Origin of the sequence: Corynebacterium sp. UBA4397 (assembly GCF_002390965.1) — a bacterium.
Taxonomy (GTDB): Bacteria; Actinomycetota; Actinomycetes; order Mycobacteriales; family Mycobacteriaceae; genus Corynebacterium; species Corynebacterium flavescens.
In genome coordinates, this window is the sequence record NZ_DGRD01000031.1 from 70,634 (window position 1) to 90,595 (window position 19,962).

Here is a 19,962-nt window from a genome sequence, read left to right on the forward strand (position 1 = left end):
CTTAATTATTAACGTGAACTTTTAGACTGCGGGAGCAACCTCACGGTTCCCCCGCTCCCACCGCCAGCGCCGGGGAGCGGAAAGCCCACCGGCCACCCGCGGTGAGGAACAATGATCATCCTAAAGTCCACCGTGACACCACCGCCCATATTACACACACCTGTTCGAATCGCGACACCCTAGCTACCCGGCCTGTCGAGCCCAAGGCGCCTCTCGGGAGGAATCTGAAAGTCCTCACACAGCCCTTCCCACACTCGACCCGGATCGATCCCACGTTCGATGAGCGCATCTGGGGTATCTCCCAGCTTGGCCAGAACGTGCGAGTGGCTAATCCACTTTCCTTTCGCGTCACCGAACTCATCAACGACGAGCTGGTGGTATTCCGTCAAACGCATGACCGTCATTCTACCTTTCCACCTCCCCACCCCCGTTCGACCTTGTTGAACACGGTTCAAAACCCCTCTTTTGCAGTACTTATCACCTCCTCTGCTACTCTATGGCACATGAAAAAGAACTCGACTGCTTCCACCATCGCCTATGTCGCGGTGTTTACAGCACTCATCATTGTCTTCGCCTTTGTCTCTATCCCTAGCCCCACTGCGGGCGTCCCCATCGTCATGCAGAATGCCGTCATCGTCCTCGCCGGCCTAGTGCTTGGCGGCCGCCGAGGTCTATATGTCGGCCTGCTCTTCCTGTTGCTCGGTCTTGTCGGCCTGCCGGTTCTAGCTGGCGGCCGCAGCGCGCTTTCTGCTCTGGCTGGCCCAACCGTCGGATACATCGTCGGCTATGCCATTGCGCCCTTCGTCGCCGGTATCATCGCCTACCGCGCGCCGCGCCGCAACAAGGGCGCGCTCATCGGATTCCTAATTCTTGCCGCCCTCGCAGGACTCGCCACCCAGTACCTCTGCGGCTCTATCGGACTGGTATTCCGCAACGGAATCGATTTCGGCGCTGCACTTATGGCGCAGATTCCCTTCCTCGTCCCTGATTTCATCAAGATCGCGGTTATGGTCGCCATCGCTGCAGCCGTGCACGCTGCCTTCCCCGATCTCATGGGACGCACCAGCAAGCAACAACCCCTGCCTGCTCAGAACGTCTAAACCGCCATGCCTAGCATAGAGTTTCGGGACCTCAGTGTCAGCTTCTATGACACTCCCGTCCTCACTGACATCAATCTTGTCCTGAGCGAACAGCGCATCGGGATCATCGGCGCCAACGGCGGCGGCAAGTCCACGCTCACAAGGCTCATTAACGGGCTGGGTGAACCTACCAAGGGCCAAGTCCTCGTGGATGGGGTCGACGTCGCCAAGCATGGCAAGGATATCCGCAAGAAGGTCGGCTTCGTCTTCTCAGACGCCGAAAATCAGATTGTCATGCCTAATGTGAAGGATGACGTGGCTTTTTCGCTGCGGCGCCTCAAATTGCCAAAGGAAGAGGTATCCGCGCGCGTGGATGCAGCTCTGCAGCGTTTCGGCCTCAGCGCGCTCGCCGAGCAGTCCCCTCACACTCTCTCCGGCGGACAGAAACAGCTCCTGGCGCTCGCCGCAGTGCTCGTCATTGACCCTGTCCTCATCATCGCTGATGAGCCCACCACTCTTCTCGATCTTCGCAACCGCGATAGGATTCGGCGAGAGTTCGCGGACTTAAATCAGCAACTCATCGTGGTGACGCACGATCTCGAGTTTCTCTCCGACTTCGATCGCGTTGTGTGCATAGACCAGCATCGCATCGCTGCCGATGGTGCGCCTGACGAGGTCACTTCCTTCTACCGCGATCTCATGGCGAGTCGCCCTCTGCAAGGAAACTAATATGCCGCACTCCATCCCCTTAGGCTTTTATGTAGACGCCGATACCTTCATCCACCGCGTGCCCGCCGGTCTGAAGTTCGTGGTACTCGTAGTCTTCATCGTCTCCACCACGGCCTTCGCATCCACCATTGCCTCCGCCGCCGCCTGTGCCGCCGTAGTACTCCTTTTCTACCCCCTAGCTAAGATTCCCCCGCCCATCGCTTTGGCCCAGTTGGCGCCCCCGCTGGTTATTCTTGTCCCCCTCGCCGCATTCCAGTGGTGGCAAAGTGATGCCACTACCGCCGCGGTCATGTTCTTTAGGGTCTATGCAGCGATCATTGCCGCCGTATTGCTCACCTTGACCACGACGGTTGCCGCGATGATGGACGCATTCGAGAGGTTCTTCGCACCCCTAGGCCGCTTGGGGTTGCCCGTGGAAAACATCAGCTTGGCGATGTCCCTTACGATCCGGCTCCTGCCGCTCATGCTCGGCACTGTCACGGAAGTCCTAGAAGCTCGCAAGGCACGGGGAGCCGGCGCCTCTCTGCTGGCTTTCGGAACCCCGGTCATCATTCGCTCCATCCGCAGGGCCCGCGCCATGGGCGAGGCCCTCCAAGCCCGCGGTGTGGGCGACTAAAGCAAGCACTCTCCTAGCTCCTTGTTCTCGAGGCAGGAGAAAACCCTGGCGCTTAGCTCCTCGACTTCCCTTAATACTTTCGGGAGGTAGTGGAAGCTAAGCGCCAGGGTTTTGGGTTATGAAACGAGGCCTTAGGCCTTATTCACCACGCAGCTCGCGCAGGCGGGCCTGCACTGCGTCATCGTTGACGGCGCTAGGCTGTGCCGCCGCATCCGCTGCGGAGTCAGCAGCCTTCGCGCCTTCGATGGCTTCCTTCGCACCGGACTGGACTTCCTTCGTGCCGGAGTTCATCTCCGCACGAATCTGCTCGAGGCGAGAGTGCCCAGCCATCTGGACGCCGGCCTGCTGGATCTCGTGCATGCGGTTGGAAACGGAGTTTTCAGCCAGTTCGGCTTGGCCGAGAGCCTTGGTGTAGCGGCGCTCAATCTTGTCCCGCACCGCATCAAGCGACGGGGAGTTGCCGTTAGCCGTGAGCTCATTCATGGAGCTGAGGGACTCAGAGACCTTCTCCTGCATCTTGGCCTGCTCAAGCTGCGAAAGGAGCTTCGAGCGCTCGTTGACCTTCTCACGCAGGGCCATGCCGTTGCGCTCAACAGCCTTCTTGGCCTGTTCAGCCTGCTGCAGGGACTGATCGTGGAGCTTCTTGGTGTCTTCCACGGACTGCTCTGCGGTGACCAGCTGCGCAGCGAAGGCCTCAGCCGCGTTCTCGTACTCCACGGCCTTGTTCTCATCGCCGCCGGCGCGAGCCTTATCTGCCAACTCGAGTGCCTGGCGGGTATTGCCCTGCAGCTTCTCGATCTCGCTGAGACGACGGTTGAGCTGCATCTCTAGCTGGCGCTGATTACCGATGACGGCAGCCGCTTGCTGGGAGAGCTCCTGGTGCTGACGCTGCGCCTCCTCGATGGCTTGCTCGATTTGGATCTTGGGATCCGCGTTCTCTTCGATCTTGGAATCGAAGAGGGCCATCAAGTACTTCCACGCCTTTACAAATGGATTCGCCATGGTGGTTTAGGCCTTCCTAAGGTTGTTCTCTAAATTCTTGTTTCTACTTCTTGTTTCTACGGTGTACATACTAGCCGAGCATAGGCACTAACGCCGCACTTCCTCGGCACAAAGGCGACCAAAGCACGCCACGGCACAGGAATTAAACCCCACCGCGTTCATTGGCGTCCTTAGAACCCTTTTAAGCCTCGGAGGCGGCGGGAGCAGTCGAAGCCAGCTCCTCATCCATGGAGGGCAGAGCCATAAAACCCGCAGCCTCAATCAGGACGTCTGCGACGCTGACCTCGAGTGCGTGGCACACGGCGGCAAGGAGCTCGGAAGAGACTTCCTTGCGTCCACGTTCTAGCTCCGAGAGGTACCCCGGCGACACGCGCGCAACGGCGGCGAGCTCCCTAAGGGTGACGCCCTTGTCAGCGCGGAAAGCGCGCAAGGTAAGTCCCAAGGCCTGGCGGAGCAGGGGCTCAGGAGTACGACGGGTGGTGACGGCACCAGGCACTTGCGCCTGGCCGGCGTTTGAAGGCTTCTCAAGAAGTGCTGTTGTAGTGTTCATCGTTAGTTTAAACGCCCCGGGCTCGCTGATTGTTCCCCGCGGCCGGAACTATTTTGGGAAGACTACTTCGCTAATGCTTCAAGCAGCAGGCGCAGGCACTCTTCCACAGCCCCTTGGCGAACCTGCGCGCGGTCGCCGCTGAAGTGCTTTTCGAAGGCGTGTGCGTCGACCCGCCCAGTCCCGCGATCATAGTGAGCAAGGCCGATGAAAACAGTGCCCGCCGGCTTGCCCTCTTGCAGACCGGGGCCTGCCACTCCCGTCAAGGAGAGCGCCCAATCAGAGCAAATCTCCGTGAGTGCGGCCTGAGACATGGCCAAGGCGGTGGCCGCAGAGACAACCCCCTGCTTGTTCAATTGAGCGACAGGGACACGGAGAAAGTGCGCTTTAACCTCAGTGGCGTAGGTGACAAGGCCACCTCTCAACACGGCTGAAGCCCCAGGCACACAAGCCACCGTAGCGGCGGCAAGCCCGGCGGTCAGCGATTCACAAAAGCCGAGCGTCTCCCCTCTCGCAGACAGGGACGCAATTACCCGCTCGCTGAGCGCAACGCCCTCCTCGGCGTGCGGAGTCATCGGTTCTCTTTCCTGCCTGCGATGAGATACTGCACGCCGGTCACCACCGTGACGGCAACGGCGAGGAGCATGACAATGAGTGTGGGGATACCCATCCAGCCGGGCAGCGGGCACAGGTAGAGAGCTACGGCCAGAGCCTGCAGAACGGTCTTGAGCTTTCCGCCCTGGGAGGCTGGAACAACCTTGCCCTGACGCAGCAGCGCCATCCTCCATACGGTGATTCCAAACTCGCGGATTAAGATGACCACAGTAATCCACACCGGCAATACGTCAGTGATGTTCAGGCACACCAAGGCTGTGGTCATGAGCGCCTTATCGGCGATGGGGTCAGCGATCTTTCCAAAGTTGGTCACGAGACCGCGCGCGCGGGCAATGTCGCCGTCGAGCTTGTCTGTCACCATCAACGCTGCGAATACCCCGAAAGCCCACCAGTCATAACCGGCAAGCACCATCCACGCAAAAACGGGGATGAAAAGAATGCGCAAGCTAGTCAGGAAGTTAGGCAAGTTCCAATTGGAGACTTCCGGGTTTAGGTCCGAAGTCTGACTGCGCTTACGTTCAGATCGATTCACGCCCCATATCCTACCCTCAACCCTTGCGGGCACTGCGCGAAGCTCCAGCTGAGCCTAAAATGACGAAATGAGCATCTTCGCCGTCACCTACGATTATCGGCCCAATAACCCCCTCATCGCCGAAAATGGTGCAGCCCACCTGGAGTTTCTGCGAGGACTAAGCCACGCCGGCCAGCTCATCTCGGCCGGACCTTTCAGTGATTCGCAGGGCGGGGAACTTCTGCTGCTGCGGCTGTCTAGCACGAACACTGGCGTGAGTTCCGCCATTGCGTTGCTCGATGTGGACCCCTACTTTCGGGCTGGTTGCCTAAGAGCGCGCACTTTCCGCCAGTGGGATCCCTCACCGAGCCTGTAGAAAGATCGCGCCCCTGCACCGCAGCTACACGCGACTGCCAGGGCACGCCACGAGTGGCTTTAAGGCAGCTCGCCCTTGGGAACCTCGGTGGCAAGACCAACCAAGTCACCGTGGCGGTTACGCACGATCTTGTGACCCTCCTCGTCCCAGTCATAGTGATTGTGGTGGACGCGAATGCCGCCCTGAGCCTCATCACGTTTGTTCTTGACAATGGAGGCGAGCACGGTGACCACGAGGACTCCCACGATGATAAGTAGCGAGAGCATGGTGGGAATCTCCGGGATGCCGGGAACGTTGTCGCCGCCGTTGATAAAGGGAAGGTTGTTCTCGTGCAGAGCGTGGAAGAGCAGCTTCACGCCGATGAAGCCTAGGATGATTCCCAGACCATAGGGCAGGTAGACAAGACGATCGAGCAGGCCGTCGAGCAGGAAGTACATCTGGCGCAGACCCATCAAGGAGAAGGCATTCGTGGTGAATACGAGGAATGCTTCCGAGGTGATGCCGTAGATGGCGGGGATGGAGTCGAATGCAAACATGACGTCGACAAGCCCGATGGAAACGAGCGCGATAAACAGCGGCGTGAAGCCCAGCTTGCCCTTCTTCTTGCCGGACTCCTCGCGGTGCATGAGCCTATCGCCGTGGTAGCGCGGGGTAACGTGAACCACCTTGCGAAGCCACTTGATGATCAGCATGTCGTTGGGGTCGGTCTCTGGGGCATCCCGAACCTCATCGATGATGAGCTTGATGGCGGTATAGAGAAGGAATACCGCGAAGATGTAGAAGACATCGGACCAGGCGGCGATGATCGCGGCGCCCATCAAGATGAACACGAGGCGGCAAACTAGCGCGAGGACGATGCCTATAAGCAAGACCTTTTGCTGGAACTTGCGGGGAATCTTGAACGCTCCCATGATGAGGGCGAAGACGAAGAGGTTGTCAACGGAAAGAGCCTTTTCCGTAACATAACCGGTGTAGTACTGCATGGCGTGCTCTTGGTCCCAGATGATCCAGACCCCGAGGCCGAATAGCAATGCCAGGCCCACGTAGAAGGCAGTCCAGAACCCCGATTCCTTCAGCGAAGGCTCGTGCGGCGTACGCACGTGAGAATAAAAATCAAATATGAAGAATCCGAGGATTACCACCAAGGTGACAATCCAGATCCATAAAGGCACACCCATGTTAGAGTCCCTCCGGTCGTAGTAATAACGGTGTGACCGGAGGTCTCTCCCACCCAGTAGAACTGGGCCGGCGCGACCGGGAACCTCTAAGGATTGCCGTGTTGACGATCAGCGCCGTAGAACGGGGTACTCCCCTCCAAGACTTTCCCCACTCTACACTAAGCCCCGCGCTCGCTTGTGAGGCGGCGAACTAAAACGCTCCGGCGGAAGGGTTGTACGTGGCCGCGACGTTGCGCGTCTCGGGGCTTCCTCCGTTGATAACGGTGGTTTCTTCGCCTTCCGAGCCGGAACCTTGCGTACCGAGGTCCGCGTCCGTCTGCGAGTCTTCCAAGGCCAATTCCTCTTGCATCTCCTTTGGCGCATCCGCTGGGTCTGCGCCCTTAATCATCCAAATAATTGTATCCAATTCTTCCGGCTTCACTAGGACCTCGCGAGCCTTCGAGCCCTCCGAGGGGCCCACGACGCCGCGGGACTCCATAAGATCCATCAAGCGCCCAGCCTTGGCGAAACCAATACGCAGCTTACGCTGCAGCATTGAGGTCGAGCCCAACTGCGAGGTGACGACAAGCTCGACGGCCTCGAGCAGATCGTCGAGGTCCTTTCCAATGTCATCGTCGATCTCTCGCTTGGCCTCGGACTTCTTTTCCTCGGTAACGCCCTCAGCGTAGTTGGGCTCGCCCTGCTCCTTCGCGGCGTCGACCACGGCCTGTACCTCGTCATCGGAGACGAAGGCACCCTGCATGCGTACGGGGCGTCCACCCTGCGGAATGAACAGGCCATCTCCCATGCCGATGAGTTTCTCGGCACCGCCCTGGTCGAGGATGACGCGGGAGTCTGTCAAGGAGGACGTCGCAAAGGCGAGCCGCGAGGGAACATTGGTCTTGATGAGGCCTGTGACGACGTCGACTGACGGGCGCTGCGTGGCAAGAACAAGGTGGATGCCTGCCGCACGCGCCTTCTGCGTGATGCGGACGATGGACTCCTCGATCTCTTTCGGGGCGGTCATCATGAGATCCGCAAGCTCGTCGACGACGCACACGATGAACGGATAGGGCCGCATGACACGCTCGGAACCGGCCGGCGCGGTGATCTCCCCGGAGGAGACCTTACGGTTGTAGTCCTTGATGTGGCGAACGCGCGCAGACTTCATATCCATGTAGCGCTGCTCCATCTCCTCTACCAACCACTGCAAAGCCGCTGCGGCCTTCTTCGGCTGGGTGATGATCGGCGTTATCAGGTGTGGGATTCCCTCATAGGGAGTCAGCTCGACCATCTTGGGATCAACCAGGATAAGCCGCACGTCCTCCGGGGTGGCGCGGGTGAGCAGCGAGACCAGCATGGAGTTCACAAAAGCGGACTTACCGGAACCGGTGGCACCCGCAACGAGCAGGTGGGGCATCTTCTGCACGGAGGCAGAAATGAACTCTCCCTCGATGTCTTTGCCCAGGCCAATGAGCATCGGGTCATGGTCAGCTCTCGTGGCTGGGGCTTCCAGAACCTCACGCAGGCGCACCATTTCACGGTCGGCATTGGGCACCTCAATTCCCACTGCGGACTTGCCCGGAATCGGCGTGAGCAGGCGGACATTCTCAGTGGCCACCGCATAGGCAAGGTTCGACTGCAGGTTAGTAATCTTGGAGACCTTTACGCCTGGCCCCAGCTCTATCTCATAGCGGGTGACTGTCGGGCCGCGACTAAAGCCGGTGACGTGGGCATCGACCTTAAACTCCTCGAATACCTCGGTAATAGCCTCAATGATGCGGTCATTAGCCTCTGTGCGGGCCTTAGCAGGCTTTCCCGCGGTGAGAAGATCGGTGGTGGGGACGGCATAGGAACTGCGATCGCTATCGATCAACGCCGGCACACTGGGCGCGCTCGGAGCCGGTGCCGCGTCTTCCGCAACGGTGGCGCCCGTGGCTGCATCTTTCCCGGAACGAGCCCGGAAGAGCTCACGAGCCTGTTGATGCGCAGCCGAAACAGCATCGCTGGCGGCCTTGATAGGCGCGCTCTGCTGTGCCGCCACTGCTGCTGCCGATCCGCCCGCGACAGCCCCGGCGACGCCGGCAGCACCAGCCGCAGCCACATCGCCGATGGCGCTAGACGCACCCGCACGGCGGGTGTCTATGACCTCAGTGTGCTCGGAAGCTTCGGGGACAGCGCAACGCCCACTGCTAACCGGTGGTGCGTCAACAACAGGGATCTCGTCCGTATCCGCTGCCATGGGATGGGCGTAACCAGGGGCTTGAGCGCTGGGATCCGGCGAGGACTTCACTACTGCATCTTCTGCGACCGGGTCGAAGCCATAAGCAGTTTCTTCCGCAGCTGCGAGAGCGGAGGCCTTCTGAGCACGGCTAGGAGCCCCACGCTCACTCGACGATTCCTCAAAAGCAGTGGGACGCCGATTAGCGCGCGGAGTGGCCTGCGCCCTTGCTCGGCGTGGCTCACGCTCGCGGCCATGCGCGATGTCATCAATATCATCAGAGACAAAGCCATAAAGATCATCGTCTTGCGCAGCCAAACCGTCTTCCGCGTCTTCGGAGCCACCGCGCCCATTGCCAAGCTGTGAAAACAGACGGGAAAGCTCGGACTTGGCCACATCATAGGCCTCGCGAACCGTGTTGCCGGTGACCTGCAGGGCTCCATAAACAATGACCAGAATGAGCAAAGGCACCGCCACATAAGGGCTAAATGCTGTGGCCAAGAGCGTTCCTATGGCAAAACCAATCGCGCCGCCTGCCTCACCCGCTGAGAGAGCCCCGCGCGGATTCCATACCAATGCCGGTTGCCCCGCGAAGATATGGATAAGACCAAGCATGGCGACCACGATGATGACTGTGCCCACGACAACGCGCGGGGGAACATGCAAGGTGGTGCCTTTGCCTCCACCGCTCCACATCAGCCAGGTGGCCAAGGCAACCAATGCAACCGGCAGCACCCAAGCCGCAGCGCCGATCAGATACTTGGTGGCCAGAGTGATAAATACGCCTACCGCACCGGCGACGTTGAACCACACCGCGCACGCCAAAACGATCGCTAGGCCGATGAGCACAAGCGCCACGGTGTCAGGTTTGCCCAGCTTGATGCTGCGCGCTGGACCAGTACTCCGCTTCGCTCCAGCCCCCTCCCCCTGGGCTGCAGACATAACCTCAGTTTCGGTTTCAGTCTCGCCGCCGCGGTCCCGGGCCTTGGTGACCTTGCTTCGCTTGTTTGACACTCCGCGTTGAGAAATTTCTTCCGACTCCCTTACATTGTTCACGTCTTCTTCGAGGTCATAAAGATTATCTTCCTCTAAACCCTCGCTGCCTTCGCTGTCACCACTGGGTTTGAGGCTGGCTATCCCCTGCCCCAAGCCGCGTGCCATACCGCCGATACCGCGCGAGGTGGCACCAAAAATCGCACCGATGCCCTTGCCGACGGCGTGGAAAGCACTGCCGGTGCGCTCGCCCGAGGTTTCTGCGGCGCGATGCGGAGAGCTAAAGACCAGGGTCTCGTTGGCACGGGTCCCTGAAGTGCTGCGCCCCGAGGGACGCGAGCGGTTGGCCTTGCGGCCCGATGAGGCCTTGGCGCGAGTCGTGCGCGACTTACCTTGCCGGGAACCGCGCGACGGGGCATTTTTGACAGACATGAGTACTACTTTAACCGCTTAAGTACCTCTAGTCACACGCGCCACACGGGCCACTTGTGAAAAACTTAGGGACATGTCGGCTAAAGACCCCACAGCAACGTCAACCCTAAAGACTTGATATTTTAATCGCTGTGGCGTCTCCCTCCACTTTAATGTGCACCGGGATACGCCCATAGGCCCACAACAGCAGCTCCGGGGCCGTGCCGAATACGCGCACCACGGCCTCCCCATGCTCTGAAACGCGGTGGTGATTGGCGGCGACTGCACGCGGGAAACCTGTGGGATAGAGAACTACAGGCTGGGTAGACTTTGCCAGCATGCGCGGGGCAAAAAGCCGCAGAGACCCATAGAGCTTGTCCTGTGCCGCACGGGAGAACTCCCTCTCGGATTCCATGCCATTGGCGCGGCGCACGTCCTCAAGATGCACGAAGTGTTCCGCAGTGTTCATCTGGGAATCAAAAAGCCGGGCAGGACTGAACTTTCCTGGGCCTGCTCCCCAGTCATCAACAAGCGCGTCGTAGTCCCGCTGGCGCTGTTTGTCCATGGCGCGCTCCAGGTGAGCATGCAAGGCGGGAATAAACATTCCAAGTGCTGCGGTGGGTTGATTCTCACGCACCAACAGATGGGCTGCAAGGTCACGGGTGGTCCACCCCTCACACAGAGTCGGAGCGTCCGGTCCAAGCTGATGAAATAGCGCGACGAGGCGGGCGCGCTCCGCAGAAGAAAACGACATGTCCCCAGCATAGCTAGATGCTGGGGGACACAATGCCTAGGCCGTGTGGGCCACGAGCGAATCCTAGTTACAGGGACTCGCGCGAAGCTTCCACATCATCATCATCTGTAACGATGTTGCCGGAAGCGGTAGGCACGATGGTCGGAAGGATGACCGGCTCGCGCTTGTACTTCGAATCCATGAGCTTGGATACCTTACGGCGCAGCTTCTGGACCATGCGGTAGGTGTCGTTTTCACCTTCGGCGGCGAGATCGTTCATGGTGTGCTCGACGATCTCCGCGACCTCTGGGACAACTCCGCGATCATCATCAGCAAAGCCAGTGGTGGAGATGGCCGGGTGCTCCATGAGGCGCATCGTACGGTTGTCGATGACACAGGTGATGGAGACTACGCCACCTGCACCGAGGTTGGTGCGGTCAGCCAGCGTATCGGCGTCAACGTCACCCATGGACACACCATCGACATAGAGGTTGCCCACCGGGATCTGACCGACGACCTCTGCCCTGCCGTTGCGCAAATCAACGACAACGCCGTTCTGCGCCAGCACAACGCGATCCCGGCGAACACCGGTGGAAATAGCGAGCTCCTTGTTGGCACGCAGGTGGCGCCACTCGCCGTGCACAGGCATGGCGTTCTTCGGACGAGCGGCGTTGTAGAGGAACAACAGTTCTCCACCATAACCGTGACCAGAAGAGTGAACGCGTGCTTCCTTGTTGGTGATGACCTCAGCACCGATCTGGGAAAGCATGTTCATCACGCCGTAGATTGCCTCTTCATTGCCCGGAATGAGCGAGGAGGAGAATACGATGAGGTCACCATCGCGCACGGTAATCTGCCGGTGTTCGCGGCGTGCCATGCGGGAAAGAGCAGCCATAGGCTCGCCCTGGGTACCGGTGGTAATAAGGACCGTCTTATGCGGAGCCATCTTGGAAGCTTCTTCGATGGGGATGATGGTTCCGCGCGGAACCTTCAAAAAGCCCATCTTCTCGGCGATCTCCATGTTGCGCATCATCGAGCGACCATTGAAAGCAACCTTGCGGCCGTTGGCCACAGCTGCATCAACCGCAGCCTGGACGCGGTAGACGTTAGAAGCAAAGGACGCGATAATAACTCGCTGCTTCGCGCCAGCCACCAAGCGCTTGAAGGTGGCGGGAATATCAGCCTCCGAAGCCGAGACGCCGGGGATATTGGCGTTGGTCGAATCACAAAGCATGAGATCCACGCCCTCATCGCCATAGCGAGACAGCGCGGGAAGATCCGTAGGACGGTGATCCAGCGGGGTCTGATCCAGCTTGATATCGCCCGTGTGGATGATGTTGCCGGCAGGGGTGCCCAGCATGATGCCCAAAGCATCCGGAATGGAGTGGTTAACAGCCCAGAAACGAACACGGAAGGGGCCATAAGTCACATCGGACTTCTCATTGACCTCGACGAACTTCGGCTTCTGGCGGTGCTCTTTACACTTGGCAGCGATAAGTGCGATGGTAAAGCGCGAGGCCACAACGGGGATGTCCGGGCGCAGCTTGAGCAGCCACGGAATGGCGCCAATGTGATCCTCGTGCGCGTGGGTGACAACGAGGGCCTTAATCTTGTCCAGCTTCTTTTCGATGGGGCCGAAGTCAGGCAGGATGAGGTCCACGCCCGGCTCACCGGAAGACGGGAAGAGGACACCACAGTCGATGATGAGCAGATCATCGCCGTATTCGAAGACCGTCATGTTGCGGCCGATCTCCGAAATGCCGCCTAGGGCATAGATGCGCAGTGCGTCATTCGGCTGCTTAGGAGGCTCGGGCAAACGCTTAGTCAGATCCGCGCCCTGCATCGACTTCGGCACGTTGCGGCGCCCACGGTTATTTCCGTTGTTGTTACCACGATTGTTGTTGCGGTTGCTGTTTCCGCCACCCTGCTGGAAATTATGCGAGTTAGCGTTGCCGCCGCGACCGCGTCCACGGCCACCGCGCGAACGGCTCTTGCGGTTTCCACCGTGCTCCCCATCCTGGGAGGACTCGGAGGAACGGCGTTTGCTCTCGGCGCCCTCATGAGAGGAAGATTCTTGCTGGTTCTGCGGCTCCGCCGAAACGGGAGCCTGGAAAACCGGCGAAGCCGCCTCATTGGAGGCGGTCTCAGTTTCCGTGGGCGGACCAGCCTTGCGGGTCACCTTACGGGAACGGTTACGGGGTTCAGTCATTCTTGAAGGACTCCAGCCTTTTTCATATCTATGCGGAGTTCCTCGATCTGCGTGGCATCTGGTGCGACGACCGGCAGACGCGGATCTCCTACTTCGATGCCCTGCAGACGCAGGGCAGCCTTTGCGAGTGTTGCTCCGCCCAACCGTGCCTGGGCATGGATAAGCGGGGTCAAAGTATTGGCGTTGATCTCTCGAGCGCGGGCAAGATCACCTTGCTCGAATGCATCGTAGAGATCTACGAGGGCGCGGGGTGCTGCGTGGCCAACAACGGAGATAAAGCCCGAAGCCCCAAGGCTGAGCCAAGGGAGGTTTAAGGGATCGTCTCCGGAGAACCATGCAAGTCCCGTCTCCCGGATAAGTTGTGCGGCAGCACCAAGATCGCCTTTGGCGTCCTTTACTGCCTGGATATTAGGCACTTCAGCCAGCTTGCGGATTGTATCCGAAGCGATGGCGATGCCCGAGCGGCCAGGGATGTCATAGAGGCAAATGGGTGCGTCTACCGACTGCGCGATTGCTGTGAAGTGGGCGTACACGCCCGCCTGAGATGGCTTGGAGTAGTAGGGGCTGACCAGCAACAAGCTATCGGCGCCGGCGGCCACGGAGGCCTGCGCGAGGGCGATAGAAGTCGCAGTGTTATTGGTTCCCGCGCCGGCGCAGAGCTTGGCGCGATCTCCTACTTCTTCCTTAACAGCCTTGAGCAAAGCCAGCTTCTCTTCGACGGTCGTGGTCGGGGATTCCCCGGTAGTTCCGGCAAGGATGAGAGAATCGATGCCGTTGTCGACGAGATGAGCTGCTAGGCGGCGCCCTGCTTCCACGTCGAGCGCGCCATCACGGTCAAACGGAGTGACCATGGCTACGCCGACGTGGCCGAAGGTCTCGACGCCCGTCTTCGCTGTCATACCTGTGCTCATAGCGGTTAAGATTACCAGCTTCACAGATTTTAATCCGCATCGAGGTTAGTGTTGGCGCAATTATCGCGTCCACTCCATCCCTCACAGTGCAACTGCAGGCTTATGCGTAGGGACTCGATGCCATTTCGGAACCGTCGGGCAGGGCGGTGATGTGGAAGTCGTCGAAAAGCACCGGCGATTGTTCCTGGAGCAACTTGAGGCAGGCAATGGCAAGCCCCCGCATCTCTTCGTCCGCCTGTTCCGTGGCGCGAGCACCGATGAAATGGCGCCACGCGCGGTAGTTACCGGTGACCACAATGCGGGTCTCTGTCGCATTGGGGAGCACCGCGCGCGCGGCCTGCCGAGCCTGCTTCTTGCGCAGCAGCGCGTTGGCCTCCTCCAGCCGGCCTTCCAGTGAGGAAAGGATCTCATCATAAGCGAAGCGGGATTCGTCGATGGCCTGCATGAAAAGCCGCGTCAGCTCCTCATCACGCGCGATGAGTTCCGGCACGACTACCCGCGTCTCATCTGGGTGCACATAGCGCTGAGATAGCTGCGAGAAGGAAAAATGCCGATGCCGAACCAGCTCGTGGCTGGCTGAGCGCGACAGCCCCGTGATATAAACCGTGGCCGTAGAATGCTCCAGCAGCGCGTCGTGGCCCACCTCTAAGATATGGCGCAGGTATGCCTTGTTACTCGCGGTCCGCGGGTTGGGTTTGTTGAAGGACTCGTAGCAGGCCCTCCCAGCGAACTCGACCAGAGCCTCGGCATCGGAGGCCGTTTCATCCGCGGTCCAGTCAACACCGTGAGGGGGACGGAACTCTGTGGCGGCAATGAGTTGTACCGCCAGTGTCGTAGCTTGTGCCATGCGCTTAGAGGTCCAGGTAGTTCTCGAGACCAACCACGAGGCCGGGGTGTTGGGAAATCTTGCGCACGCCCTCTAAGACTCCGGGGGTAAAGGAGGAACGGTCATAAGAGTCTTGGCGGATGGTCAGGGACTGGCCTTGAGCGCCGAAGATAACCTCCTCATGCGCCACCATTCCGCGCGTTCTGACCGCGTGGACCGGAATTCCGTCGACGTCTGCTCCCCTAGCCCCCGGCAAGGATTGCTCTGTGGCATCGGGCATGGCGCCCAAACCAGCGGCTTTACGGGCCGCGGCAATTCCTTGTGCGGTGTGAATTGCGGTCCCCGACGGCGCATCAAGTTTAGCCGGGTGGTGAAACTCAACTACCTCGGCGGTTTCGAAGAACTTGGCGGCCTGGCGCGCAAATACCATGGTCAGCACCGCAGAGATGGCAAAATTGGGCGCAATGAGCACGTGTCCGGCACCAGGAGCTGCGGTCCACTTTTCCACCTGCGCTAGTTTCTCTTCATCGAAGCCGGTGGTTCCTACCACGCAGTGAATCCCGTGCTTGATACAGAACTCGAGGTTTCCCATCACCGCGGCCGGCTGGGTGAAATCCACGATGACCTGGGCCTCGTTATCTACCACAACCTGCAGATCTTCTCCCCGGCCAACCTCTGCGACTAAGTCCAGATCGGCGGCGGCGTTCACGCCCTCCACTATTGCTTGGCCTACCCGGCCGTGTGCGCCGAGGACTCCTACCTTGATGGTCATGACTTTTTACTCCTTTAACGCGTTGAGAACGATTCCATGCACTCGCTCCAGTCTAACGCGCCACTTGTTCGCCGTTGTCTAAAGTCTCAACCCCCGCCGCGGCCGTCGCAACAATCTAGCCGGTGGCTTTACAACAGCACCGTTCCTACCATCACCGCGCTCAGCAACGCGCACACCACCGTCAAGGGGGCGAATACTGCGACGAAACGCGCTCCCCAAGCCCCATAGTGCATAGCGATGAGCTTCAGGTCGACCATGGGCCCCACCACGAGAAATACTAGGAGGGCCACTGGTGAAATCATGCTAAACGACGCCGCCATGAAGATGCACGCCAGCACCAGGTTGTTCTCCATCGCCTGCGTGACACTCGCGGGGATGACCACTTTGAGCAAAGCCGCAATCATGGCTCCTATCACGAGAAATCCTCCCGCCGAGGCAAACTCTCTGGTCACATGCTCACAGAACCCGCGCCAACGACCACCTGCCTCGTGCTCGTGATGATGGCAATCATCGGGCTGGTGCCCGGAGTGCTCATCTTGCAGGCCATGCTTGGCGGATTTCCCTCGGCTCGTGTGACTCAACAACTGCCACAAGGCTCCAACCAAACATGCAGCAAATAAGCCTGCACCCAAGCGCGCCCACACCATCTGTGGTGCAGCGGGAAACGCGACCGCGGTGGCAACCAAAACTATGGGGTTGATGGTGGGACTGGCCAACATGAAAGAGAGCGCAGCAGCCGGAGGAACACCTCTATTGATCAAGGACTTCACCACCGGCACGGTGGAGCACTCGCATCCCGGTACTAGAGCACCCGCCCCGGCAAGACCTGGAATCAAGGCAGCTCGCGGGAGCCTGCACATGCGAAGAAACGCCGTCTCCGGTACGAAGAGTGCGATCCCTGCCGAAAGGGTGACGCCTAGAACAAGAAAGGGAGCGGCTTGAAAAACAATAGCCACGGTCAACGTAGCCCAGGCTTCCACCCTTCCTTGAAGGTGGACAGGAGCACCGATGGAAAGCAACACGCCGCAGCCAAGTAGGCATACCACCATGCTCCACACCGCGATCTGCCACAGGCGAGCTCGGATCTCGGCAAAAGATTCGCGCTCGGACACTGAGAAGTGCTGGTGCTTAATACTCATAGGGATCTCCCGGCACGTCTGCGCTCTCAATTCTGCTCACCGCAAGGACGGGATGCTCGGTGGAGACATCCTGACCGTGGCATAAACGGTGTACCATTCATCTTCTTTGAGGCCTTGGCCGATTCCCGGAGACCAATGCAACAGGTCCAGATCCGCAAAATAGGCTACGGCATCGGCGGCACAGCATGGCATTGTAAAGCGGGCCAGGCGCCAGTTCTCACCCTCTGCAACGGCAAAACCCATCACTGCCACTTCGGCGCCGATGGTGATCTCCGGCTCTAGGCGTGAACGTGCATTTAGCTCCCGCATTCCACCTGGTTTAGTCCCGGGCGCAAAGCCGGGAATGTACCACCAGCCGGAAGCGGGGCCAGCGACTGTTGCCTCGCCATCGAAGCTCCCAATTGCCCAGGCTCCGCGATCCAAATCAATGCCAGAGGCACGAGGAGAATAAAGGCAATCTTAGGTAGGCGCAGACGCGCGGACGAGCCTATGACCGCTGTGGCGAGAACTAGGCCCGCGAGAATGAGGAGCCAGAAGAAGCGCGGGTTGACATAGGCGCTGAACTTCCCGGTCAGGGCCAAATAGAATACCGCGATGGCGAAGAGTCCAACGACACAAGACAGTGCCCTGCGCACTGCTATCTTCATTGAGCCTCCACGATGGACGAAGCACACTATAGTCCATCCTGGCCACGATGCGCCTTCGCTAAAGAGAAGCAGCCCTTCGCACCGAAATGAAACTGGTGTGAAGGGCTGCTTCTTAGCAGTGTGAGTCCTTTTAAAGACTAGTCCTCTTCGACGGGGACGAGGGAGATCTTCCCGCGGTTGTCGATGTCTGCGATTTCGACCTGCACCTTGTCGCCGACGTTGATGACGTCTTCGACCTTTTCAATGCGCTCGTCCCCACCCAGCTTGGAGATGTGGATGAGTCCATCGCGAGACGGGGTCAGGGACACAAATGCGCCGAAAGGAACGGTCTTAACAACCGTGCCTAGGTAGCGCTCCCCGACCTTGGGCAGCTGCGGATTGGCAATGGCGTTGACCTTGTCCAGAGCCTGGTCTGCGGCGTCACCGGTGATAGCGGAGACGTAGACGGTTCCGTCATCATCGATGGAGATATCAGCACCAGTTTCATCCGTGATGGTGTTGATGGTCTTGCCCTTCGGGCCGATGAGCTCACCGATCTTGGAGATCGGAATCTTGACCGAGGTGATCTTCGGGGCGAGTGAGGACATCTCATCCGGGCCTTCGATGATCTCAGCCATGGTCTCCAGGATGGTGTTACGCGCATCGCGGGCCTGCTCGAGTGCGTCTGCCAAGACGCGGGAAGGAATACCGTCAAGCTTGGTATCGAGCTGCAGGGCGGTAATGAACTCGGACGTACCAGCGACTTTGAAGTCCATGTCACCGAAGGCATCCTCGGCGCCGAGGATATCCGTCAACGCGACAAATTTCTCCTTGCCCTCGACCTCGCCGGAGACGAGACCCATGGCGATGCCCGCTACGGGAGCCTTCAGCGGCACACCAGCGTTGTAGAGGGACAGGGTCGAGGCACAGACGGAACCCATGGAGGTAGAACCGTTAGAGCTAAGTGCCTCAGAAACCTGGCGGATGGCGTAGGGGAAGTCCTCACGGGAGGGAATGACCGGCAAGAGCGCGCGCTCAGCAAGCGCTCCGTGGCCGATTTCGCGCCGCTTCGGGGAACCGACACGGCCGGTCTCGCCCGTAGAGTACGGCGGGAAGTTGTAGTGGTGAATGTAGCGCTTGCTCAGCTCTGGGGTCAGCGAATCGATCTGCTGCTCCATCTTGAGCATGTCCAGGGTAGTAATACCCAGGATTTGGGTTTCGCCACGCTCGAAGAGCGAAGAACCGTGTGCGCGCGGGACAAGATCCACCTCGACGGAAAGATCACGGATGTCGGTGACGCCACGGCCATCGATGCGGAAGCCCTCTGTGAGGATCTTATGACGGACAATGTCCTTCATGACGGCGTTATAAGCAGCACGGATCTGCTTGGAAGCATCAGCAACGTCGAAGCGGCCGATGAGCTTCTCTTCAACCTGCACCATGTGCTCATTGGTAGCCTCGTCGCGCTCCTGCTTGCCAGGAATGGTCAGCAGCTTCTCGAGCTGCTTAGCAGCGGCCTTGTGCACGGCTGCGAAGACGTCCTCGCCATATGCCGGGAAGAGCGGGAACTTCTGGACATCCTTGGCGGCACGCTCAGCCAGCCCAGCCTGGGCCTCACAAAGGGTCTTGATGAAAGGCTTTGCAGCCTCAATTCCCTCCGCAACGGTGGACTCCTGCGGTGCAGGAGCGCCTTCCTTGATGCGCTCAGCAACGTGGACGCCGGCACCGGCCTCCACCATCATGATGGCAACGTCTTCCTTGCGACCCTTCTTCACCATGCGTCCGGCAACAACCATCTCGAACAAAGCGCGCTCGTGCTGCTCTTCGTTGGGGAAAGCCACCCACTGACCCTTGGGGTGCTTGTCATCAGCCAAGAGAGCCAGACGTACACCTCCTACTGCGCCGGAGACTGGAAGCCCCGAGAGCTGGGTTGCGGCAGAGGCGCCATTGATAGCGACAACGTCGTAGTACTCCTGAGGAGCCATGGAAAGCACGGTGATAATGACCTGCACCTCGTTGCGCAGACCCTTAACAAATGTGGGGCGCAACGGGCGGTCAATGAGGCGACACGCCAAAATGGCGGCGGTGGAGGGACGACCCTCACGGCGGAAGAAAGAGCCGGGGATCTTGCCTGCGGCGTACATACGCTCTTCCACGTCCACGGTCAGGGGGAAGAAGTCAAAGCCCTCGCGGGGCTGGTTGGAGGCCGTGGTGGTGGCCAGCAACATCGTGTCATCGTCGAGATAGGTGGTGACGGAACCATCCGCTTGGCGGGCAAGCTGCCCGGTTTCGAAACGAATGGTGCGGGTACCAAAGTCGCCATTATCAATGGTGGCGATTGCTTCGGTGATACCGAAGTCTTCATCTACATTGAACTCAACGGCGTTTTTAGCGCTCATTAAATGCATTTCTCCTTGAGTATGTGTGGCGATCGTCGGTGCCGCCAGATTTTGTCTATGACAATGCTGCACAATTCTAACAGGTTTCCT

Annotated in this window: 20 protein-coding genes; 4 read left to right on the forward strand and 16 right to left on the reverse strand. The window is 59.3% G+C overall.

Features of this window, described 5'->3' with window-relative positions; genetic code table 11:
- Positions 1-179: 179 nt before the first annotated feature.
- On the reverse strand, positions 180-395 hold the full coding sequence (locus tag B2696_RS07030; protein ID WP_276622891.1) for a DUF3046 domain-containing protein: 216 nt from the start codon (positions 393-395) through the stop codon (positions 180-182).
- A 108-nt stretch (positions 396-503) separates the two neighbouring features.
- Between B2696_RS07030 and B2696_RS07035 the strand changes: the two genes are divergently transcribed.
- The 3 genes from B2696_RS07035 to B2696_RS07045 are packed head-to-tail and all read left to right on the forward strand — an operon-like array spanning position 504 to position 2,424.
- The gene (locus tag B2696_RS07035; protein WP_276622893.1) at positions 504-1,100 is read left to right on the forward strand and encodes a biotin transporter BioY; all 597 of its coding nucleotides are present in this window, start codon (positions 504-506) and stop codon (positions 1,098-1,100) included.
- A gap of 6 nt (positions 1,101-1,106) precedes the next feature.
- The gene (locus B2696_RS07040; protein WP_276622894.1) at positions 1,107-1,808 is read left to right on the forward strand and encodes an energy-coupling factor ABC transporter ATP-binding protein; all 702 of its coding nucleotides are present in this window, start codon (positions 1,107-1,109) and stop codon (positions 1,806-1,808) included.
- 1 nt (position 1,809) lies between these two features.
- Positions 1,810-2,424: an energy-coupling factor transporter transmembrane component T family protein gene (locus B2696_RS07045; protein WP_286954690.1), complete on the forward strand. Its 615-nt coding sequence runs from the start codon at positions 1,810-1,812 to the stop codon at positions 2,422-2,424.
- A gap of 138 nt (positions 2,425-2,562) precedes the next feature.
- On the opposite strand, the gene B2696_RS07050 is transcribed toward B2696_RS07045, so the two are convergent.
- From B2696_RS07050 to pgsA, 4 genes are all read right to left on the reverse strand, one after another.
- Positions 2,563-3,426: a PspA/IM30 family protein gene (locus B2696_RS07050; RefSeq protein ID WP_075729981.1), complete on the reverse strand. Its 864-nt coding sequence runs from the start codon at positions 3,424-3,426 to the stop codon at positions 2,563-2,565.
- Positions 3,427-3,607: 181 nt separating this feature from the next.
- Positions 3,608-3,976, reverse strand: coding sequence for a helix-turn-helix domain-containing protein (locus B2696_RS07055; RefSeq protein ID WP_075729982.1), 369 nt, complete (start codon positions 3,974-3,976; stop codon positions 3,608-3,610).
- Positions 3,977-4,038: 62 nt separating this feature from the next.
- Positions 4,039-4,548: a CinA family protein gene (locus B2696_RS07060; protein ID WP_286954693.1), complete on the reverse strand. Its 510-nt coding sequence runs from the start codon at positions 4,546-4,548 to the stop codon at positions 4,039-4,041.
- A complete protein-coding gene (gene pgsA, locus B2696_RS07065; RefSeq protein ID WP_075729984.1) occupies positions 4,545-5,120 on the reverse strand; it encodes a CDP-diacylglycerol--glycerol-3-phosphate 3-phosphatidyltransferase in 576 nt (191 codons plus the stop codon). Before pgsA ends, B2696_RS07060 begins: the two co-directional genes overlap by 4 nt.
- A 67-nt stretch (positions 5,121-5,187) precedes the next feature.
- Between pgsA and B2696_RS07070 the strand changes: the two genes are divergently transcribed.
- Positions 5,188-5,475 (forward strand): YciI family protein, encoded by a 288-nt coding sequence (locus B2696_RS07070; RefSeq protein ID WP_075729985.1) that lies wholly within the window; start codon positions 5,188-5,190, stop codon positions 5,473-5,475.
- 59 nt (positions 5,476-5,534) lie between these two features.
- Here the strand turns inward: B2696_RS07070 and B2696_RS07075 are convergent, their stop codons facing one another.
- The 11 genes from B2696_RS07075 to B2696_RS07125 form a co-directional block, all read right to left on the reverse strand.
- The gene (locus B2696_RS07075) at positions 5,535-6,653 is read right to left on the reverse strand and encodes a TerC family protein (RefSeq protein ID WP_286954696.1); all 1,119 of its coding nucleotides are present in this window, start codon (positions 6,651-6,653) and stop codon (positions 5,535-5,537) included.
- A gap of 190 nt (positions 6,654-6,843) precedes the next feature.
- Complete coding sequence (locus tag B2696_RS07080; RefSeq protein ID WP_286954698.1) at positions 6,844-10,278, reverse strand: FtsK/SpoIIIE family DNA translocase; 3,435 nt, start codon at positions 10,276-10,278, stop codon at positions 6,844-6,846.
- A 106-nt stretch (positions 10,279-10,384) separates the two neighbouring features.
- On the reverse strand, positions 10,385-11,011 hold the full coding sequence (locus B2696_RS07085; protein WP_286954700.1) for a TIGR03085 family metal-binding protein: 627 nt from the start codon (positions 11,009-11,011) through the stop codon (positions 10,385-10,387).
- Between the two features lie 67 nt (positions 11,012-11,078).
- Positions 11,079-13,199: a ribonuclease J gene (locus B2696_RS07090; RefSeq protein ID WP_286954702.1), complete on the reverse strand. Its 2,121-nt coding sequence runs from the start codon at positions 13,197-13,199 to the stop codon at positions 11,079-11,081.
- The gene (dapA, locus tag B2696_RS07095) at positions 13,196-14,110 is read right to left on the reverse strand and encodes a 4-hydroxy-tetrahydrodipicolinate synthase (protein ID WP_075729988.1); all 915 of its coding nucleotides are present in this window, start codon (positions 14,108-14,110) and stop codon (positions 13,196-13,198) included. Before dapA ends, B2696_RS07090 begins: the two co-directional genes overlap by 4 nt.
- A 100-nt stretch (positions 14,111-14,210) precedes the next feature.
- Positions 14,211-14,957, reverse strand: a complete 747-nt coding sequence (gene thyX, locus B2696_RS07100) for an FAD-dependent thymidylate synthase (RefSeq protein WP_075729989.1) — start codon at positions 14,955-14,957, stop codon at positions 14,211-14,213.
- A 4-nt stretch (positions 14,958-14,961) separates the two neighbouring features.
- Positions 14,962-15,708 (reverse strand): 4-hydroxy-tetrahydrodipicolinate reductase, encoded by a 747-nt coding sequence (gene dapB, locus B2696_RS07105; protein WP_286954706.1) that lies wholly within the window; start codon positions 15,706-15,708, stop codon positions 14,962-14,964.
- A gap of 128 nt (positions 15,709-15,836) precedes the next feature.
- Positions 15,837-16,847: a permease gene (locus tag B2696_RS07110; protein WP_286954708.1), complete on the reverse strand. Its 1,011-nt coding sequence runs from the start codon at positions 16,845-16,847 to the stop codon at positions 15,837-15,839.
- 36 nt (positions 16,848-16,883) lie between these two features.
- Positions 16,884-17,156, reverse strand: a complete 273-nt coding sequence (locus B2696_RS07115) for a hypothetical protein (protein ID WP_286954710.1) — start codon at positions 17,154-17,156, stop codon at positions 16,884-16,886.
- Positions 17,144-17,494, reverse strand: a complete 351-nt coding sequence (locus B2696_RS07120; protein ID WP_286954712.1) for a hypothetical protein — start codon at positions 17,492-17,494, stop codon at positions 17,144-17,146. Before B2696_RS07120 ends, B2696_RS07115 begins: the two co-directional genes overlap by 13 nt.
- 137 nt (positions 17,495-17,631) lie before the next feature.
- Entirely contained in the window at positions 17,632-19,872 is a 2,241-nt protein-coding gene (locus B2696_RS07125) for a polyribonucleotide nucleotidyltransferase (RefSeq protein ID WP_075729992.1), read from the reverse strand.
- Positions 19,873-19,962 lie beyond the last annotated feature (90 nt).

Coding starts and splice junctions, on each gene's coding strand:
- B2696_RS07030 (WP_276622891.1), bottom strand. CDS start 395: ATGCGTTTGACGGAATACCACCAGCTCGTCGTTGATGAGTTCGGTGAC.
- B2696_RS07035 (WP_276622893.1), top strand. CDS start 504: ATGAAAAAGAACTCGACTGCTTCCACCATCGCCTATGTCGCGGTGTTT.
- B2696_RS07040 (WP_276622894.1), top strand. CDS start 1,107: ATGCCTAGCATAGAGTTTCGGGACCTCAGTGTCAGCTTCTATGACACT.
- B2696_RS07045 (WP_286954690.1), top strand. CDS start 1,810: ATGCCGCACTCCATCCCCTTAGGCTTTTATGTAGACGCCGATACCTTC.
- B2696_RS07050 (WP_075729981.1), bottom strand. CDS start 3,426: ATGGCGAATCCATTTGTAAAGGCGTGGAAGTACTTGATGGCCCTCTTC.
- B2696_RS07055 (WP_075729982.1), bottom strand. CDS start 3,976: ATGAACACTACAACAGCACTTCTTGAGAAGCCTTCAAACGCCGGCCAG.
- B2696_RS07060 (WP_286954693.1), bottom strand. CDS start 4,548: ATGACTCCGCACGCCGAGGAGGGCGTTGCGCTCAGCGAGCGGGTAATT.
- B2696_RS07070 (WP_075729985.1), top strand. CDS start 5,188: ATGAGCATCTTCGCCGTCACCTACGATTATCGGCCCAATAACCCCCTC.
- B2696_RS07075 (WP_286954696.1), bottom strand. CDS start 6,653: ATGGGTGTGCCTTTATGGATCTGGATTGTCACCTTGGTGGTAATCCTC.
- B2696_RS07080 (WP_286954698.1), bottom strand. CDS start 10,278: ATGTCTGTCAAAAATGCCCCGTCGCGCGGTTCCCGGCAAGGTAAGTCG.
- B2696_RS07085 (WP_286954700.1), bottom strand. CDS start 11,011: ATGTCGTTTTCTTCTGCGGAGCGCGCCCGCCTCGTCGCGCTATTTCAT.
- B2696_RS07090 (WP_286954702.1), bottom strand. CDS start 13,199: ATGACTGAACCCCGTAACCGTTCCCGTAAGGTGACCCGCAAGGCTGGT.
- dapA (WP_075729988.1), bottom strand. CDS start 14,110: ATGAGCACAGGTATGACAGCGAAGACGGGCGTCGAGACCTTCGGCCAC.
- thyX (WP_075729989.1), bottom strand. CDS start 14,957: ATGGCACAAGCTACGACACTGGCGGTACAACTCATTGCCGCCACAGAG.
- dapB (WP_286954706.1), bottom strand. CDS start 15,708: ATGACCATCAAGGTAGGAGTCCTCGGCGCACACGGCCGGGTAGGCCAA.
- B2696_RS07110 (WP_286954708.1), bottom strand. CDS start 16,847: ATGAGTATTAAGCACCAGCACTTCTCAGTGTCCGAGCGCGAATCTTTT.
- B2696_RS07115 (WP_286954710.1), bottom strand. CDS start 17,156: ATGCGGGAGCTAAATGCACGTTCACGCCTAGAGCCGGAGATCACCATC.
- B2696_RS07120 (WP_286954712.1), bottom strand. CDS start 17,494: ATGAAGATAGCAGTGCGCAGGGCACTGTCTTGTGTCGTTGGACTCTTC.
- B2696_RS07125 (WP_075729992.1), bottom strand. CDS start 19,872: ATGAGCGCTAAAAACGCCGTTGAGTTCAATGTAGATGAAGACTTCGGT.